The sequence below is a fragment of the Klebsiella sp. Q11 genome, from assembly GCF_964241505.1.
Classification (GTDB): Bacteria; Pseudomonadota; Gammaproteobacteria; order Enterobacterales; family Enterobacteriaceae; genus Klebsiella; species Klebsiella michiganensis.
Genome location: NZ_CAXSXW010000039.1, coordinates 1 through 1,930 on the forward strand (window position 1 = coordinate 1; position 1,930 = coordinate 1,930).

The 1,930-nt window shown below is 47.3% G+C and carries 1 protein-coding gene and 4 tRNA genes; 1 reads left to right on the forward strand and 4 read right to left on the reverse strand.

Annotated elements, in window-relative coordinates; all coding sequences use genetic code 11:
- Positions 1–2: 2 nt before the first annotated feature.
- The 4 genes from ACESQ2_RS28345 to ACESQ2_RS28360 form a co-directional block, all read right to left on the reverse strand.
- Positions 3–75 (reverse strand) — tRNA-Thr (locus ACESQ2_RS28345).
- A 5-nt stretch (positions 76–80) separates the two neighbouring features.
- Positions 81–155, reverse strand: a tRNA-Gly gene (locus ACESQ2_RS28350).
- A gap of 119 nt (positions 156–274) precedes the next feature.
- Positions 275–359 (reverse strand) — tRNA-Tyr (locus ACESQ2_RS28355).
- A 10-nt stretch (positions 360–369) separates the two neighbouring features.
- Positions 370–445 (reverse strand) — tRNA-Thr (locus tag ACESQ2_RS28360).
- A 439-nt stretch (positions 446–884) separates the two neighbouring features.
- Here ACESQ2_RS28360 and coaA point away from each other — a divergent pair.
- On the forward strand, positions 885–1,835 hold the full coding sequence (coaA, locus tag ACESQ2_RS28365) for a type I pantothenate kinase (protein ID WP_373171595.1): 951 nt from the start codon (positions 885–887) through the stop codon (positions 1,833–1,835).
- Positions 1,836–1,930: the final 95 nt, after the last annotated feature.

The following is a 1,930-nucleotide window of genomic DNA, read 5'->3' on the forward strand; positions in this document are numbered from 1 at the left end:
GGTGCTGATACCCAGAGTCGAACTGGGGACCTCACCCTTACCAAGGGTGCGCTCTACCAACTGAGCCATATCAGCACGTTTGGAGCGGGCAGCGGGAATCGAACCCGCATCATCAGCTTGGAAGGCTGAGGTAATAGCCATTATACGATGCCCGCATCCTGAAACTCGGCTACCCAGTTCTTTCTATAACAAAAAAAAGAGAAGCGTCTCTTTTTTTGTTTGAGCTGACCAGTTTAACCAATCAACTCTGGCTCCGCAAAGCGTTGCCGAAAGATGGTGGTGGGGGAAGGATTCGAACCTTCGAAGTCGATGACGGCAGATTTACAGTCTGCTCCCTTTGGCCGCTCGGGAACCCCACCAGGCACTTGATGGTGCCGACTACCGGAATCGAACTGGTGACCTACTGATTACAAGTCAGTTGCTCTACCTACTGAGCTAAGTCGGCATCAAGTAGCGCGCATTCTAGGGAGACCTGCGAGTTCATGCAACTAAAAAATTGCAGAAAATGTTCTATTGCTCACATTTTGTGCTCAAACGAGAAAAAATGGTGTAATTTCAAACAGAGCAGGACAAAAATACGCCAATCATCCTCACGGATAGGGTTGCCAAGGAGGGCAAAAAGTAGAGTGAAGTCGCTAAAGCGGCATCGATACCCCATCACCTGACCACCCGATTCAATGAATAACCCACGGGTCTCTGCTGAGAACTTTATATCCCCTTACCAAACCATTCATCTCTGTGATGCTACCTTTAGAAAGCATCATTCAATGAGTTTTTTTCTTATTATTCCTCGCAATCTGGTGTTACCCTCCTGCCCATTGTCCTGATTAACTAGTGTGAAGCACCCCGCCTTCATGTAATTCGGCGGTTGCAAGAGCATGCTTATGAGCCTAAAAGAGCAAACGTTAATGACACCGTATCTACAATTTAACCGCGACCAATGGGCTGCGCTTCGTGATTCCGTTCCGATGACGCTAACAGAGGAAGAAATCACGCGGTTAAAAGGCATCAACGAAGATCTTTCCCTGGAAGAAGTAGCGGAAATTTATTTGCCGCTGTCGCGTTTACTCAATTTCTATATCAGCTCTAATCTGCGCCGCCAGGCTGTACTGGAACAATTCCTTGGCACCAACGGCCAACGTATTCCTTACATCATTAGCATTGCGGGTAGCGTGGCGGTCGGGAAGAGCACTACCGCGCGCGTGCTGCAAGCATTGCTGAGCCGCTGGCCTGAACATCGACATGTAGAATTAATCACGACAGATGGTTTTCTGCACCCTAACGCGGTATTGAAAGAACGCGGCCTGATGAAGAAGAAGGGCTTCCCGCAGTCTTATGACATGCATCGCCTGGTTAAATTCGTCTCAGACCTGAAATCCGGCGTTCCTGACGCTACGGCGCCGGTCTATTCACATCTGATTTACGACGTCATTCCTGATGGGGATAAAACCATCACGCAGCCTGATATATTAATTCTTGAGGGATTAAATGTTCTGCAGAGCGGCATGGATTATCCACACGATCCGCATCATGTATTTGTTTCGGACTTCGTTGATTTTTCAATTTACGTCGATGCACCTGAAGAACTGCTAAAAAACTGGTATATCAATCGTTTTCTGAAATTCCGCGAAGGCGCGTTTACCGACCCGGACTCCTATTTTCATAGCTATGCTCAGCTGTCTAAAGATGAAGCAATTGATATTGCCACATCGCTGTGGAATGAGATTAATCTTTTGAATTTAAAAGAGAACATTCTACCAACGCGTGAGCGAGCCAGCCTTATAATGACCAAAAGCGCAAACCACTCTGTGAATCAGGTGCGTTTAAGAAAATAAAAAAGGGAGCGTTAGCTCTAATGCCGATCAGTTAAGGATCGGTTGATCGATCCAGTGGCTGTGTAAGAATCCGGAAAGGCTCACCCTTTTCCGGA